The organism is Myxococcus sp. RHSTA-1-4, assembly GCF_020037125.1.
GTDB lineage: Bacteria > Myxococcota > Myxococcia > Myxococcales > Myxococcaceae > Myxococcus.
Map to the genome: position 1 here is coordinate 303,314 of NZ_JAIQDG010000005.1, position 15,567 is coordinate 318,880.

A 15,567-nucleotide genomic window follows, 5' to 3' on the forward strand; every position below is an offset into this window, starting at 1 on the left:
CCGCCATGCCCACAGGGGGGCCACCATGAAGGAAGTCGAGGACCAGGAGCAGGGACGCAAGCTCCTGACAGCCGTCGAGCGCATTCTCGCGGACACCGACAGCCTCGTCGCGCTGTCGAAGCAGGAGCTGGGCAAGGCCCGGGAGAAGAAGCTGCCCAGCGAGGATGCCGTGCGCGACGCCGCGGCGCTCGAGGTGGTGCGGCACTTCTCCAACCGCTCCGCCATCTCCGGAGGGCTGGCGGCGCTTCCCGGCCTGGTCCCGGGCGCGGGCACCGTGGTGGCCGCGCTGGGCGGGACGCTCGCGGACATGTGCATGATGCTCAAGTTCGAGGTGGAGATGGCCCTGGTCCTCAGCCACCTCTACGGCTACGACATCACCCGCGACGAGGAGCGGCAGCTCGCGTTCCTCCTCGCCTCGGTGAGCACCTACGACGCGAAGCGCGAGCGCAACACGGTGATGGACCTCGCGGAGACGCAGGGCATCGCCTTCTGGAAGTACGCGCCGCGCGAGGCGTCGAAGATGCTGGTGAGCGTGATGACGAAGATTGCGCTCCTGTCCGTGTCCAAGGGCCTGCTGCGCGCGCTGCCGCTGGTGGGCATCGCCGTGGGCTCGTCCATGAACAAGGTGCTCACCAACCGCGTGGGGGAGCGCTGCATGCGCGAGCTGAAGAAGCGCCGCGAGCTGTCCCCTCCCGAGAGCGCCGAAACCTCCGACTCCGTGGTGGATGCCCATGTCCGCAAGTCCGGCTGACCCCCAGGGGTACGACTCCCCGGCCCTGCGCGCCGAGCTGGTGGCCACGCTCTGGCCGGACGCCGACAAGGTGCCGGCCCGGCTGCTGGAGTGCCGCCACTGCGGGCGCCGCAACCGCGTCCGTGTGTCCGCCGCCGTCCTGGATGCCGCGAGCTGCGAGTGCGGCGCCTGCGGCAAGGCCCTGTTCATCCCGCCCGATGCGCCGCTGACGAACATCAGCTCCATGGCCTACGAGCACCCCCTGGACCGCGCGACGCTCGTGGCGCTCAAGGCCCTGCCGGGCTTCTCCACGGTGATGCGCTGGGTGCTGTCCAACGTGGGCGAGCGCAGCATGCGGCTGATGAACCTGTCCACGTCGGTGCGCTGTGGAGAGGACCAGTTCCCGGAGCTGGTGGCGCTGCTGGACCTGGCGCGCCTGCGCCTGGACATCCCCTACCAGCCCTCGCTGTTCCTGAGCGAGTCGCCCTATGCCAACGCCGCCACCTTCGGAGTCGAGGAGCCGACGGTGATGGTGCACGCCTCGCTGCTGGACCACCTGGACGACCCGCAGGTGGTGGCCGTGCTGGCGCACGAGCTGGGACACCTGCATGCGGACCACGTCCTCTACCGCTCCCTGGCGGTGGTGCTGGCGGGTGGCAGCCAGATGCTGGGCAGCGTGGGGCGGCTGTTGAGCTTCCCGTTGCAGAAGGCGCTCTACAAGTGGATGCGCTGCTCGGAGCTGACGGCGGACCGCGCCGGGCTCCTGGGCTGCCGGGACGTGGCCGCCTCCCTCGGCGTGCTGATGCGGCTGGCGGGAGGCCACCGGCCCGGGACGGTGAACCGGACGAAGATGCGGCTGGCGCCCTTCGTGAGACAGGCGCGCGAGCTGGCGAAGCTGGAGGAGTCGAGCTGGTTCGACGGGCTGCTGGCGACGCTGATGACGATGGACTCCAGCCACCCCTTCATCGCCTGGCGGGTGATGCACCTGCTGGACTGGGTGGAGAACGGCAACTACCTGGACATCCTCGCCGGGCACTACGACCGGGTGAAGCGCCCCGTGGCGGCCTGATTCCGCCACCAGGACGGGGCTGGTTGCCGGGCAGCGGGGCGGGGTGTCCATGTGGGTGGACACCCTCCCCCACGCCGGGTTTGCATCCGAAGCCCCAGGGTGTTTAGGGAGCAGCACTCGCAGCCCGCGCACCGACATGCCCCCCCAGACCCGCTACGCCCATCCCTTCCTGCCCATCACCCGCGCCGACATGCAGGCCCGGGGCTGGGAGCAGTGCGACATCATCATCGTGACGGGGGACGCGTACGTGGACCACCCGGCCTTCGGGCCGGTGCTCATCGCCCGCTTCCTGGAGGGCCGGGGCTTCAAGGTGGGGCTCCTCCCCCAGCCGGACTGGCACTCGGCCGAGCCCTTCAAGGCGCTGGGCCCGCCGCGCCTCTTCTTCGGGGTGGCCGCCGGCAACCTGGACTCGATGCTCAACCGGCTGACGGCCCAGAAGAAGAACCGCTCGGAGGACCAGTACAGCCCCGGCGGCCGCACCAGCTGCCGGCCGGACCGCGCCACCATCGTCTACGCGCAGCGCTGCCGCGAGGCCTACCCGGACGTCCCCATCATCCTGGGCGGAATCGAAGCCAGCCTGCGCCGCATCGCCCACTATGACTACTGGAGCGACAAGGTGCGCCGCTCCATCCTCTTCGACTCCAAGGCGGACCTGCTCGTCTTCGGCATGGGCGAGCGCCCCATCATGGAGGTGGCGGACCGGATGCGCCGTGGCGAGCGCATCCAGGACCTCCGCGACGTGCGCGGCACCGCGTACATCATCAACGACGAGGAGATGCGCGCCCACGAGGCGGACCCGGCGAAGCGCGCCGCGGACCGCAAGACGGTGGTGCTGCCCCCATACGAGACGGTGGTGGCGGACAAGCACGCCTTCGCGGTGATGAGCCGCGACTTCCAGATGGAGACCAACCCGGGCAACGCGCGGCCGCTCGCGCAGCGCCACGGCAACCGCGCCATCTACATGAACCCGCCCGCGCTCCCCCTGGAGGACGGCGTGGGCGCCCCGGGCCCCGAGGGGCGCTCGGTGGCCATGGACGAGCTGTACGATTTGCCCTTCAACCGCGTCCCCCACCCCATCTACAAGGACGAGGGCATCCCCGCCTACGAGACGGTGAAGCACTCCATCGTCCTGATGCGCGGGTGCTTCGGCGGCTGCACCTTCTGCTCGATTACGGAGCACGAGGGCCGCGTCATCCAGAGCCGCTCCGCGGAGAGCGTGCTGCGCGAGGTGCGCGCGCTGCGGCGCATGGGTGACTTCCGGGGAACGATTACGGACCTCGGTGGCCCCACGGCCAACATGTACAAGCTCAAGTGCAAGAGCGAGGACATCGAGAAGCGGTGCCGCAAGCTGTCCTGTGTCCACCCGGGCGTGTGTGAAAACCTCCAGACGGACCACGGGCCGCTCATCGACCTGATGCGGGACGTGCGCGAGGAGGAAGGCGTCAAGCACGTCTTCATCGCCAGCGGCGTCCGGTACGACCTGGCGGAGCGCTCGCCGGAGTACGTGAAGGAGCTGGCCGCGCACCACGTGGGCGGGCAGCTCTCCGTGGCGCCCGAGCACGTGTCCCCTCGCGTGCTGGAGAAGATGAAGAAGCCCGGCATCGAGAGCTTCGAGCGCTTCCAGCGGATGTTCGCCTGCGCCAGCGAGGAGGCCGGAAAGGAGCAGTACGACATTCCCTACTTCATCAGCGGCCACCCGGGCTCCACGCTGGAGGACATGGTGGAGCTGGCGCTGTGGCTGAAGAAGAACGGGAAGCGGCCCCGGCAGGTGCAGGACTTCATCCCCACGCCCATGGCCATGGCGACGGCCATGTACTACTCGGGCCTGGACCCGCTGAAGATGGAGCCCGTCTACACGGCGCAGGGCCTGCGCGAGAAGCGGATGCAGAAGGCGCTGCTGCTCTACTGGAACCCGGAGCAGTGGCCGCTGGCACGCGAGGCGCTGAAGCAGGCCGGCCGCGAGGACCTCATCGGCCGTGGCCCGCACGCGCTGGTGCCCCCGGAGACGCCCGCCGAGGCGGCCCGCCGCCAGCGCGCCGGGCAGCGGGACGACGAGGACGGGCCCCGCGAGCCGAGGAGCCCCGCCCCCCGGCAGCACTCCGGGCCCCGTCCCGGGGGACCGGGCGGCCCGGGACGTGGCGGCGCTCGCAGGCCCGGAGGTCCGCGTCCCCGCTGAAGGTCTGGCAGACTCGCGCGCCTTCCTTCAGGAGGGCGGAATGCGTCGCGCGAGCAGGTGGCTGGGACTGGGCTGTGTGCTGGGGTTGATGAGCGGGTGCTCCTCGCTGTCGAAGGGGGTCGCCCCCAAAGCGCCGCCGGAGGCCGCGGCTCCGTCGGAGCAGAAGCCCACCTGCCCCGAGAGCATCGCGGATGAGCTGAACCTGGAGCTGGGCTTCCGGCCCCGGCTCGCCGCCCGCACGTGGCTGCCGGCGCTGACCTTCGAGCACCTTGGCTTCCAGCCGAAGGAGGTGGTGAAGCCCGCCTTCCAGCGGGAGGTGACGCTGGCATCAGGGCCGCTGCAGGTGTTCGGCTTGATGGAGCACAGCGCCACCGGCGCGGAGGGTGGCGGCTCCCTGGTGCTGGCGCGCCCACACGCGGGCGGCTACTGCGTGGTGAATAGCTGGTCCACCTGGCAGCCGTCGCACGTGGGCCTGTCGCTCGCCGACACCTGGACGTCCCCGGATGGGAAGCGGTCCATCTTCCTGGTGAAGATGGACATGAGCGAGTCCCCGGACGGGCCCCAGACGCGCTGGGTGACGCTGGGCACGGATGGTGGGCGCATGTGGATTGCCCTGGGCGCCCCGCCGGAGCACCAGCTCATCGTCCCGGCGGTGACGCTCACCCCGAAGGGGAAGGACCTCTACCTCGACATCAAGCAGCGCTACGTCACCCGGCTGCGGCTGGGCGAGGACGGGCGCTTCATCATGCCGGCCAACCATTGACGGGACGGCCCGCGCCCCGGAATCGGGAGATTGAATAAACCGCCGGCAATTTCGTCGGGGGGCGCACCATGCTCTCCCTGCTCGCCATGTTGTGGTTGGCCTCCACACCCGTGGAGGCCCCCAAGCTTCCCGCACCGCGGCCCCCTCCTCCCGAGTGCCTGTCCTCTCAGGGGCGGACCGTGTGCGGGTACCAGTGCAAATCGAGCGGAACGAATACGGCGTGTGCCCGGACGCCGTATGGGGTGTGTCAGGTCCTGGCCGGTATCGTCCACTGCTGGGACCCACCGAAGGTGGTCATCCACCACCCGGCCGGCCCGAGCGAAAAGCCCGAGTGCATGGAGAGCCGCGGCAAGGTGGCCTGTGGCTACAACTGCCGGCTCTTCAATGGAGAGGTGGCCTGCAACCAGACGCCCTACGGCGTGTGCAGCACCCACTTCCACCAGCTCGTCTGCTGGGACCCGCCGGAGAGCGTCATCCACGAGTTCGGCGCGAAGACGCCCGAGCCCCGCTGCCTCAACGCCTCCGAGGCGGTGAGCTGTGGCTACGACTGCAAGGCCACTCGCGCGGAGGTGCGGTGCGCCAGCACGCCCAACGGGGTGTGCCGGCTCGACAACAACCGCTTCACCTGCTTCGACCCGCCGTCACTGCTTCACTGCGACCACAGCTCGCCGCCGCCCGCGGACTGACACGGCGTGGGCTACCTTCGCGGTGGCCTCGCCGGAGTACTGCGAGCCCATGCAATGGGATGCTCGGAGCCCCAACCACCGGGAGCCCGGGACGCGGCAACCCGCCGGGCACCATCACATGGGAATGGAAGCCCTCGCTGTGGCACCATGGCACCACGTCGGGCGGCCGTCGGGTCATGACTTCTCCGGGGAATCTCCAGCAACACAGCACCCAGGACTGGGGCGCGCCGCGCGGCGTCCTGCCATGGGGCGCGCTGATGCTCGCGCTCGGCCTCGCGTGCTCACGGAATCCTCCGCCCCCGCTCACCCATGAGGCCTACGTGTGGCAGCGGGACTGGAGCCCGGAGCTGAGCGGAGCCCTCGCGGAGGCGCCTCCGGAGCTGGGCGCGCTGCGAGTGCTGGCCCGCGAGCGCTCGGGCTCCGCGCGAACCCCGGTGGACATCGGCGTGGACGTGGAGTCCCTGGCGCGCTCCGGCCGCGAGGTGGTGGCGGTGATGCGGGTGGATGGCACGGCGCCGCTCGACGGAATCTCCCTGGAAGAAGTCGCCGTCCACGCCCGCGCCTGGAAGGCCCGCGGCGTGCGAGTCCGCGGCCTCGAGGTGGACCACGACTGCGCCACCCCCGCCCTGCCCCGCTACGCGGACTGGCTGGAGCATGAACGGGCGCTCCTCCAGGGCCAGGGCCTGACGCTCTCCATCACCGCGCTGCCCACCTGGGCCTCCTCGCCGGAGGTGAAGCGGCTGGCCTCCATCCCCGATGACGTCGTCCTCCAGGTCCACGCGGTGCGCGCCCCCACGCTCTTCACCCCCGAGGAGGCACAACGCTTCGTGGAGTCCTGGTCGAAGGCCACCGGCCGCGCCTTCCGCGTCGCGCTGCCCACCTACCGCGTGCGGCTGCGCGACGGGACGCGCCTGTCCGCGGAGCCCCGCGAGGTCGCCCGCCTCCTGGCCCTGCTGCGCGAGCGCCCCGTGCCCGGTGTGACGGGCATCCTCTGGTTCCGGCTCGGCCACCGGGGAGACCCGGACGCGTGGAGCCCGTCCACGCTGCAGGCGGTGGTGCGCGGAGAACCGCTGACACCGCGCCTCACGCCCCGGCTGGTGGACGCGGGCGGGGGCACACGGGACATCGTCATCGAGAACACCGGCCGCGTGGACGCGGAAGCGCCCGCGCGCCTCACCCTCAATGGAAACCTGGAGGTCCTGGATGGCGTGGGCGGTTATGCCCCGCACGGGGCCTCCCTCGTGGCGCGCACGCCTCCCCGCCTGCGCGCCGGCGAGCGACGCGTGGTCGGCTTCGTGCGGGGAACCGAGGTGTCACTTGCCGTGCCGTAGCCTGTTCGCGTCCCTGGTCGTCCTCCTGCTGCTCGCGCCCGTGCGCGATGCAGACGCTTGCGGCCCCGACTTCCCGCCCGACCTGCTGACGGACAGGGCCGGCACCCTGGCGGAGTTGCCGGATGGGCGCTTCTCACTCGAGGCCTCCCGGCTGCTGCCGAAGCCGGCGGACACCTTCCAGGTGGTGGAGTCCTCGGAGCCGGAAGACGCCCGGACGGGAGGCGGCGCCCGCGAGACGGCGCTGTACGCCGAAGGCGCGAAGGCGTGGCATGCCGGAGACCTGGAGCAGGCGCGAGCCCGCTTCCAGGACGTGCTCTCGCTGCCTCCGGAAGAGCGCCGCCGCTTCTCCACCTTCGCCGCGTTCATGCTGGCGCGGACGTCAGGGGCCGGATTCCAGCACGAGGCGCGGCCCCGCTTCGCCGAGGTGCGAGAGCTGGCCCGGCAGGGCTTCGACGACCCGCTGGGGCTGGCGGTGGCGAGCCTTGGCGAGGAGGCGCGCCTCCTGCTCGACCAGGGCGATGATGCCGGCGCCATCCGGCTCTACGCGGAGCAGGCCGCGCACGGGAGCGGCTCCGCGACGACGTCGCTGCTGCTGGTGGCGCGGGCGCTCAGCCGGAACGAGGCCCGCCTCCGCGAGGCGTTGAAGGACCCGCTGGCCCAGCGGCTGATGGCGACCTTCGCCTGGACGCGCGGCCAGGAGTGGCAGTGGGCGGACGACGGAGCATCCGTCGGCCTGCAGCGCCTGCTGGACGCGCTCGCGTCCGTGCCCGGCGTGGCGGGAGCGGACCGGCTGGCGGCGGCCGCGTGGCGCGTGGGCCGCTTCGACCTCGCGGAGCGCTTCGCGGGCCAGGAGCACACCCCGCTGGATGCGTGGGTGAAGGCGAAGCTGGCCCTGCGCCGGGGAGACCGGACGGCGGCGGAGCAGCACCTCGCGGAGGCCACCCAGGGACTGCCCGAGGCGGAGGACTGGTCGGGCGACGGCGAGTGGTACCCCCAGCGTCCCCGGGCGCGCGCGGAGGGGGAGCGGGCCCTGCTCGCCCTCATGCAGGGGGACTTCACCCGGTCCGCGGAGCAGGTGGCGGCGAGCTGCTCCTGGGCGGACATGGCGTACGTGGCCGAGCGCGTGCTCACTGTGGAGGAGCTGAAGCGCTTCGTGGCGGCGTACACCCCTGAGGCGGATGCGCGGTGCAAGCCCGAGCTGGCGAACCTCTGGGACGACGACGCCCGGGAGGGAACGAACAGCCTGACCCGGCGGCTGCGCCTGCTGCTCGCCCGGCGCCTGCTGCGCACGGGCGCGGGCGCGGAGGCACTGGAGTACTTCCGGGGCACGCCGTTCGAGCAGCCGGCACGCCAGTACCTGGACGCCCGGGAGCGCGCCCGCGCGGCGGACAACGAGATTGACCGCGCCAGGGCCCTCTTCGACGCGGCACTGCTCGCGCGCCGGGCGGGGATGGAAATCCTGGGCACCGAGGCCGCGCCGGACTGGGCGCAGACCGACGGCATGTATGACAGGGGCGAGTACGACGGGCCGCCCGAGCTGCCGCCCGAGCAGGACACCGTCCGCCGGAAGATGGCGGAGCTGCCCCTCGTCTCGGCCTCCGAGCAACAGCGGCTGACCGCCCATGCGCCGCCGCACGCGTTCCGCTTCCACTACCGCTCCACGGCGGCGGACCTCGCCGAGCAGGCCGCCGCGCTGGTGCCTCCGCGCAGCCAGGCGTATGCGGTGCTGCTCTGCCACGCGGCGCGCTTCACCGCGTCCAATGAGCCGGAGCGCGGCAAGCGCCTCTGGCGCATGTACGTGAAGAACGGAGCGCTGCGCGCCGGCGAGGACATGCTCTTCGGCCAGGAGTGCCCGGAGCCCGACTTCGAGCGGGCGCGGGCACAGCAACCGAAGCTCTCCCTCCCCTGGAAGGGAATGCGGCGCCGCACGCTGGCCGTCATGGGGGGCGGATTGCTGCTGCCGGTGGCGCTGGGCGCCGCGTTCATCCTGCGCCGCAAGCGCAGGTCGGCCGGAGCGTGAAATCACGCATGAACTCCGAGCAAGCCCTCACTCATGAGGGCGACATGTCCCCACTTTCCGTTCCCCAGTCAGCTCGGCTAGGGTGCGCGCCCCTTCCGTTTTTGAACATCTGAGGAGCTTGAAGACGATGCCGAGGACTTCCCAGGAGCAGACCCAGGAGCGCCACGCCTACCTGCTCGACCTCTTCCGCCAGCGGCCCGACATCAGCAGCAAGGAGGCGCTGGAGTCCTTCAAGAACAAGTTCGGGTCCGCCATCAACCTGAAGACCTTCAACCAGCTCCGCGAGCAGGCCGAGGAGGAGGCCGCCGCCGCTGCCGCCGCGCCCGCGCCGGAACCCGAGGAGCCGGAGACCGAGCCCGAGGCCGCGCCGGAGCCCGCCGATGACGCCGCCTCCCGGCTGAAGGCCGCCGCCGCTCCGGAGGCGCTCAACGGCGGCGCCGCCGCTCCCGCCAAGAAGCCCAAGGCGAAGGGCAACGGCCCGAAGAACGTCTTCGTGGACGCGCCGAAGGAGCACCTCACCTTCCTGGAGGGCATCGTGCAGCAGCTCCAGGAGGCCGGCGCCGCCAACGTGCGCATCGACCACGCCACGGACCGGTGGATGGTCCTCGTGGTGGACTCGAAGTAGTCCCCCACGGCCGTTCCCCGGCCTCGCCACGAACGCGAGGCCGGGTGCCGGCGCCCCCACTTCCATGGCGGACGCGCCGAGCCCGGTGAGCACGCGCCGCGGGATGCGGGCATGCGTCTCGCGTCCACCACTGCTCCGACAAACGGATGGCTTGAGACCCACTGGCTGTGGCTGAGTCATGGGCATGATGCGTACGCTCCTGGCCGCCTCCGTCCTGCTCCTCGTCTCCGGCTGTGCGCGCTCCGGTGCCACGCGCCCCACGGCTCCGGAGGAGGGGGGCTCCGCAAGCGACATTCGCCCCGGCGCACTTCCCGGAGCGGAGCCGCTTCCGGAGGGGTGGCAGTCCCCGCTGCACCGGGACCATCCGCTCGCCGGCCGCATCTGGGACGTGAAGGCGGGCCGCTTCGTGGACGAGGCGGAGCTGCTACGCGCCCTGCGGGAGGCGCGCTTCGTGGTGCTGGGCGAGCGGCACGACCAGCCGGACCACCACAGGCTCCAGGCGAAGCTGGTGCGGGCGCTGGGGAGTGGCGCGCGAAAGCCGGTACTGGCCTTCGAGATGCTGGACGTGGAGCAGCAGCCGGCGGTGGACGCGTCTCTCGCACGGGCACCGCGGGACGTGGATGCGCTGGCGCTCGCGGTGGACTGGTCCCGGAGTGGCTGGCCGGACTGGACGCTCTATCGCCCGGTGTTCGCCGCGGGGCTGGAAGCGGGGCTCCCGGTGGTGGCGGCCAACCTGCCCCGGGCGCAGGTGCGGGAACTGGTGAAGCGCGGACCGGAGGCGCTCCCGGCGCCGCTGCGCGCGAGGCTGGCGCTGGACACACCACTGCCCGAGGACGTGGCCCGCGACATGCGCGAGGAGCAGGACCGGGCGCACTGCGGGCACCTGCCCGCGGAGCTGCTGGGGCCCATGGCGCAGGCGCAGCGCGCGCGTGACGCGCACCTGGCGGACCGGCTGCTGGAGACGGACCGGGGAGACGGAGGCGTGCTCATCACCGGCAACGGGCACGCCCGCACGGACCGGGGAGCGCCCTCGCACCTGGCGCGCCGCGCGCCCGAGCGGAAGCGACTCTCGGTGGGACTGCTGGAAGTCGCCCCCGGGTCGCATGAGCCGAAGGACTACGCGGCCTCGTTTTCCGCGGGCGCCCTGCCCTTCGACTACGTGTGGTTCACCCCGGCGGTGCCCCAGGAAGACCCGTGCGCCCCGCTCCGGGAGCGCAAGCGCTGAAGTGGGGCGGAATGGCTGACGCGTGGTATGCGAGCAGCCGCCATGATGCAGCCCCTCATCACCGCCACGCTCTCCCTCGCGCTCGGACAGGCGCCAGACACCACCCCTGCCGCCGTGACTCCGCCGGAGCCCCCGGTCCAGGCCCGCCTGTCGTTCGTCGCGAACGACGCGGACTTCGGCGCGTCGGACTCGCTCACCCGGCTGCACGCGGCACTGGACGCGCGGACGCCGGAGCTGACCTCGGGCCTGAGCGCCGAGGCCGGAGTGTCCCTGTTCATCAATGGCGGCTCGCAGGGCCTCGGCTTCCAGGACAACTCCAGCTTCTTCCGCCTGCGCTACCGCGCCGACACGTGGTCTCGCGAAGAGGGGCTGGCGCTCACCGCGTACCCGCTGTCGTCGACCCGCCTCTACATGGGCTACGAGTACCCGGTGACGTGGGCGCGGCAGGCGTACCCCGTGAGGGAGGGTGGAGCGGAGCCGGCCCTGGAGCTACGGCTGTCCCGGAAGCGCTGGAGCGCCTTCGCCGCCGTGAAGTCCGCGCGGGTGATCAACAACCTGGAGCTGGAGTCGGAGCGGCGCCTCGCGCTGCTGGCGGGAGCCGGCGTGGAGCTGACGCCCGGCCTCCGGGTGGACGTCGAGGCAACCACCGTGGACAGGGGCCTGGCGCCCGCTCCCGCGATGGTGGGTGAGAAGCTCGAGGTGCGTGCGCGAGGATTGTCCGGGCGCGTGCAGTGGAACCGGGGCGTGGCAATCGGCCCCAGCGTGGACCTGTCGCTCTACGCGGGAGACCCGGCGTTCCATGAGCGCTTCTTCGAGCCCGAGTCCTACCCCGGTGGCCTCGCCGCGGCGGTCTCCCTGGAGGGGAGCTTCATGGAGCAGCCGCTGGAGTCGCCAGAGACTGGCGAGCCGGAGGACGTGAACGCGGCGGCGGCGGCGCTGGGTGCCCGCGTGAAGTGGAATGACCTGCGGCTGCACGGACTCGCGTACTACCGCACCGTCAACTTCATCCAGGTCGACGTGCCGGGGCTCCCGCCGTTCCAGGCCCTCGCCGAGGACAGCAACCCGCGGCCGGAGGTGTCGTTCACGATGGGCGCGGACTACCACCTCCAGGAGCTGGGCCTCACGCCGGGCCTGCTGCTGCGCGCCACCGTGCCGGCGGCGACCCGCTTCCCTCTGGGAGGCAATCTGGGAGGCGCGCCCAGGCTCGCCGTGCTCCAGGGGCCCAACCAGCTCTCCATCCTGCCGGACGGAGTGGACCGAGAGCCCGTGCTGACGCTGAAGGCCACGGTGCGCTGGGACCTGGGAAGGGTGGCCGGAGTCCTGGCAGAGCTCGCCTACACGCGGGACCCGAACCGCACGAGCTTCGAGGATGACGAGACGGGTGTCGCCAGGCCAGTGCTCACCGACCCACACGCGGTGGGCGGAAACCTGCTGCTCCAGGCGCGGTTCTGACGCACGGGGAGCCCCCTCACCCGCCGCGCAGCACCGCCAGCGCGCGCTGGAAGTCCTCGGGCAGCGGCGCCTCCACGCGCACGCGCTGACCCGAGGCGGGGCTCGGTAGCTCCAGGCGGAAGGCATGCAGTGCCTGCCGGCCGAGGGCCTTCGCCGCCGGGTGGGAGCGCGCCTCGTCGGTGCCGTAGAGCGAATCGGCGAGCACGGGAAAGCCGGCCTCCGAGAGTTGCACGCGAATCTGGTGGGTGCGGCCGGTGTCCAGGTCCACCTCCAGCAGCGCGGCGCCGGGGAAGCGCTCGCGGACCTCGAAGGACAGCGCGGCCCGGCGCGCGGACGGCACGCGCGTGGTGAAGCGGCGCGGGTCCTTCGGGTCACGAGCGTAGGGGCCCTCCAGCCGCCCCTGCTCGGGCGGGTGGCCGAGCACGAGCGTCCAGTACCGCTTGTCCACCTGCTTCTCCTGGAACGCGCGCAGCATCGCGGCGGCGGCCGCATCGGTGCGGGCGAAGGCCAGGCACCCGCTCGTCTCGCGGTCCAGCCGGTGCACCACGCCGGGCTGAGCCAGTCCCTCCACGTCGAACGACGGCCGCTGCGCGGCGAGCAGCCCCACCACGGAAGGGGCGCGCCCCTCCGGCTCCACGACGAGCCCGGGAGGCTTGTTCACGATGACGAGGGCCGCGTCGTCATGGAGCACGGGCAGCACCGGCCCTTCACTGGAAACAGCGGGCGCGGCACGAGGCTCGGGCCGCTCAATCTCGATTTCCTCCCCGCCCCACAGCTTGCGCGTGGGCTGACACTTCTTGCCTCGGATGCGTACGGCCCCCGAGTCGATGAGCGCGCGGGCCCGCTCCGGCGTGAAGCCCGGCACGTGCTTGGAGAGGAAACGGTCGAGCCGCTCACCTGCGGCCTCACGGGGAACCTGGACCTTCTGCTGCGCCATGCCCCTCCCGTCCCCCAACGCGCGCCGCGAGTCAACGTCCGCGAGCCCCGGACGTCCACCTCGCGGCGACTACTCACTCCGCATCGCCACCAGCGGGTCCACGCGCGTGGCGCGCAGCGCGGGCACCCAGGTGGCCACCAGCGTCACGCCCAGCACCAGCAGCGCCAGGCTGCCGAAGGTGAGCGGGTCCGTGGCGCTCACACCGTGGAGCTGGCTCGCCATGACCCGGGTGGCCACGCACGCCACGCCCAGCCCCAGGCCCACGCCCGCGAGCGCCAGCCGCATGCCGCTGCCCACCACCAGCCGCAGCACGTCCGCGGGCCGCGCGCCCAGCGCCATGCGGATGCCAATCTCCTGCGTCCGCTGCCGCGCCATGTACGCGATGACGCCCGACAGCCCCACGCCCGCCAGGAGCAGCGCCAGCGCCGCGAACAGCGCCACCAGCGTGGACAGGAAGCGCGGGCGCGCGGTGGCGGTGGTGACGACCTCGTCCATCGTCCGCACCTGCGACATGGGCAGGTCCGCATCCACCGCGGCGAGCGCCTCGCGCACCCCGGCCACCAGGCGCAGGGGGTCTCCCTCCGTGCGCACGGCGAACTGGATGAAGTGGAACGTCTGCTGGAGCGCGGGCACGTAGACCTCCGGCCGGATGTCCCGCTGCGGCCCGCCCTGCCGCACGTCCCTCACCACGCCGATGACCGTCTGCCACGGGCCGTCCTCCGAGCCCACGCGGATGCGCCGGCCCACCGCGTCCTCGCCCGGCCAGTAGCGGCGCGCGGCCGTCTCGTTGACGAGCAGCACCGGCTGCGTGTCCTTCCGGTCCGAAGCGGTGATGTCCCGGCCCGCGAGCAACGGAATGCCCAGCGTCCGGAAGTAGCCGGGCGTGATGACCTGGTAGCCCACCATGGCCTGCGCCCCCGGCTCCGGAGGCCGCCCATCGATCTCCAGTCCCACCGAGATGTCGTTGGTCCGGAAGGGAAGGTCGGAGATGGCGCCGGCGCTCGTCACGCCGGGCAGTGCCTCCACCCGCTCCAGCACCTGATGGAAGAGCGCCGCCTGCCGGACGTCATCCGGGTAGTCGCTCTTGGGAAGCGACAGGGTCCAGGTGAGCACGCCCTCGGAGCGGAAGCCGGTCTCCACCGACTGAAGGCTCCACAGGCTGCGCAGCAGGAGCCCCGCGCCGATGAGCAGCACCACGGCCAGGGCCACCTCGCCCACCACCAGCGCGCTGCGCGAGCGGTTCCGTGCCCCGGAGAACCTGCCGCCTCCGCCCTGACGGAGCACGCCGTTGAGGTCCGGCGTGGAGGCCTGCAAGGCCGGCACGAGCCCGAAGAGAACACCGGTGCCCAGCGACATGAGCAGCGTGAAGGTCAGCACCCGGCCATCCATGCGGACCGCGCCGAGCCGGGGCAGCTCCGGCGGCACCAGCGACAGCAGCGCGTCCATGCTCCACAGCGCCAGCAGCAACCCGAGCGCCCCCGCCACCAGCGCCAGCAGCACGCTCTCGGTGAGGAGCTGCCGCACGAGCTGGGAGCGGCGGGCCCCCAGCGCCACACGGACCGTCAGCTCCTGCCGGCGGGCCGACGCTCGCGCCAGGAAGAGGTTGGCGACATTGGCGCAGCCAATCGCCAGCACCAGTCCCGTCGCCGCCAGCAGCACCCACAGCACCGGCTGCACCGGGCCGACAATCTGCTCGCGCAGCGGCACCAGCCGCACGCCCAGGTTCGTGTGACTCTCCGGAAACTCGGCGGTCAGGCGCGCGGCGACGAGCTCCAGGGAGCGCGAGGCGCCCTCCAGCGTCACGCCCGGCTTCAGCCGTCCCACCACGCGAAGGTACCGGCTCGTGCGCCACACGCTCACGTCCTGCATGGCGTCCGGCCCGAGCTGCGGAACGTCCCGATGGACGGCGGGCACCCACAGCTCCGGCACATTGGAGGAAACCGCGCGCGTGGGGGTGATGGCGGGCCAGTCGAAGTGCTCGGGCATCACCCCGATGACCTCGTAGCTCACGTCATTGAGCCGCACCGTGCGGCCGATGATGCTCCTGTCCCCACCGAAGCGCCGCTGCCACAGTGCATGACTGAGCACCACGCGCTGCCAGGCCCCCGCGTCGTTGCCGGACACGTCGAAGGTGCTCCCGAGCGCCGCCCGCGCGCCCAGCACCTGGAAGAAGTTGATGGAGACGCTGGCGCCCGGAAGGGTCTCCGGCGTGCCGTCCCCCGCGAGATTGAAGGACACGTGGGAAAAGGCGGCCAGCGCCTCGAATCCGTCCGCCTGCGCGCGCCAGTCGAGGAAGTCCGCGGGGGCCACCGTCTCGCGGCTGCTCTCGGGCCGACTGCCCCACACCATCACCAGGCGGTCCGGCTCCGCATAGGGCAGCGGCGCGAAGAGCACCGCATCCACCACGCTGAAGATGGCGGTGTTGGCGGCGATGCCCAGCGCGAGCGTGAGCACCGCCACGACGGTGAAGCCGGGGTGCTTGGCGAGCATCCTCAAGGCGAGGCGAAGCTCCTGGACGAAATCGCGCATCGGGTCTCCGGGGTGGGGCCGGCA

12 protein-coding genes are annotated in these 15,567 nt (G+C 72.0%); 10 read left to right on the top strand and 2 right to left on the bottom strand.

Annotated features, from left to right (window positions below; all coding sequences use genetic code 11):
• Nucleotides 1-25 precede the first annotated feature (25 nt).
• The 10 genes from K8638_RS10435 to K8638_RS10480 all read left to right on the top strand — a co-directional run bounded on the left by K8638_RS10435 (nt 26) and on the right by K8638_RS10480 (nt 12,077).
• Nucleotides 26-751: an EcsC family protein gene (locus tag K8638_RS10435; RefSeq protein WP_223754307.1), complete on the top strand. Its 726-nt coding sequence runs from the start codon at nt 26-28 to the stop codon at nt 749-751.
• Nucleotides 732-1,799, top strand: a complete 1,068-nt coding sequence (locus tag K8638_RS10440) for a M48 family metallopeptidase (protein ID WP_223754308.1) — start codon at nt 732-734, stop codon at nt 1,797-1,799. The genes K8638_RS10435 and K8638_RS10440 overlap by 20 nt, the downstream gene beginning before the upstream one ends.
• 136 nt (nt 1,800-1,935) lie before the next feature.
• Nucleotides 1,936-3,975 (top strand): YgiQ family radical SAM protein, encoded by a 2,040-nt coding sequence (locus tag K8638_RS10445; protein WP_223754309.1) that lies wholly within the window; start codon nt 1,936-1,938, stop codon nt 3,973-3,975.
• 40 nt (nt 3,976-4,015) lie between these two features.
• On the top strand, nt 4,016-4,738 hold the full coding sequence (locus K8638_RS10450) for a hypothetical protein (RefSeq protein WP_223754310.1): 723 nt from the start codon (nt 4,016-4,018) through the stop codon (nt 4,736-4,738).
• A gap of 242 nt (nt 4,739-4,980) precedes the next feature.
• Complete coding sequence (locus K8638_RS10455) at nt 4,981-5,424, top strand: hypothetical protein (RefSeq protein ID WP_223754311.1); 444 nt, start codon at nt 4,981-4,983, stop codon at nt 5,422-5,424.
• 176 nt (nt 5,425-5,600) lie between these two features.
• Complete coding sequence (locus K8638_RS10460; protein ID WP_223754312.1) at nt 5,601-6,755, top strand: DUF3142 domain-containing protein; 1,155 nt, start codon at nt 5,601-5,603, stop codon at nt 6,753-6,755.
• A complete protein-coding gene (locus tag K8638_RS10465) occupies nt 6,742-8,775 on the top strand; it encodes a hypothetical protein (RefSeq protein WP_223754313.1) in 2,034 nt (677 codons plus the stop codon). Before K8638_RS10460 ends, K8638_RS10465 begins: the two co-directional genes overlap by 14 nt.
• 127 nt (nt 8,776-8,902) lie before the next feature.
• Nucleotides 8,903-9,400, top strand: coding sequence for a hypothetical protein (locus K8638_RS10470; RefSeq protein WP_223754314.1), 498 nt, complete (start codon nt 8,903-8,905; stop codon nt 9,398-9,400).
• Between the two features lie 184 nt (nt 9,401-9,584).
• Nucleotides 9,585-10,625, top strand: a complete 1,041-nt coding sequence (locus K8638_RS10475; protein WP_223754315.1) for a ChaN family lipoprotein — start codon at nt 9,585-9,587, stop codon at nt 10,623-10,625.
• A gap of 42 nt (nt 10,626-10,667) precedes the next feature.
• Nucleotides 10,668-12,077: a hypothetical protein gene (locus K8638_RS10480; protein WP_223754316.1), complete on the top strand. Its 1,410-nt coding sequence runs from the start codon at nt 10,668-10,670 to the stop codon at nt 12,075-12,077.
• A 16-nt stretch (nt 12,078-12,093) separates the two neighbouring features.
• On the opposite strand, the gene K8638_RS10485 is transcribed toward K8638_RS10480, so the two are convergent.
• The gene (locus tag K8638_RS10485) at nt 12,094-13,014 is read right to left on the bottom strand and encodes an RluA family pseudouridine synthase (RefSeq protein ID WP_223754317.1); all 921 of its coding nucleotides are present in this window, start codon (nt 13,012-13,014) and stop codon (nt 12,094-12,096) included.
• Between the two features lie 69 nt (nt 13,015-13,083).
• On the bottom strand, nt 13,084-15,543 hold the full coding sequence (locus K8638_RS10490; RefSeq protein ID WP_223754318.1) for an ABC transporter permease: 2,460 nt from the start codon (nt 15,541-15,543) through the stop codon (nt 13,084-13,086).
• Nucleotides 15,544-15,567 lie beyond the last annotated feature (24 nt).

Coding starts and splice junctions, on each gene's coding strand:
- K8638_RS10490 (WP_223754318.1), bottom strand. CDS start 15,543: ATGCGCGATTTCGTCCAGGAGCTTCGCCTCGCCTTGAGGATGCTCGCC.
- K8638_RS10475 (WP_223754315.1), top strand. CDS start 9,585: ATGATGCGTACGCTCCTGGCCGCCTCCGTCCTGCTCCTCGTCTCCGGC.
- K8638_RS10480 (WP_223754316.1), top strand. CDS start 10,668: ATGATGCAGCCCCTCATCACCGCCACGCTCTCCCTCGCGCTCGGACAG.
- K8638_RS10440 (WP_223754308.1), top strand. CDS start 732: ATGTCCGCAAGTCCGGCTGACCCCCAGGGGTACGACTCCCCGGCCCTG.
- K8638_RS10450 (WP_223754310.1), top strand. CDS start 4,016: ATGCGTCGCGCGAGCAGGTGGCTGGGACTGGGCTGTGTGCTGGGGTTG.
- K8638_RS10445 (WP_223754309.1), top strand. CDS start 1,936: ATGCCCCCCCAGACCCGCTACGCCCATCCCTTCCTGCCCATCACCCGC.
- K8638_RS10470 (WP_223754314.1), top strand. CDS start 8,903: ATGCCGAGGACTTCCCAGGAGCAGACCCAGGAGCGCCACGCCTACCTG.
- K8638_RS10485 (WP_223754317.1), bottom strand. CDS start 13,014: ATGGCGCAGCAGAAGGTCCAGGTTCCCCGTGAGGCCGCAGGTGAGCGG.
- K8638_RS10460 (WP_223754312.1), top strand. CDS start 5,601: ATGACTTCTCCGGGGAATCTCCAGCAACACAGCACCCAGGACTGGGGC.
- K8638_RS10435 (WP_223754307.1), top strand. CDS start 26: ATGAAGGAAGTCGAGGACCAGGAGCAGGGACGCAAGCTCCTGACAGCC.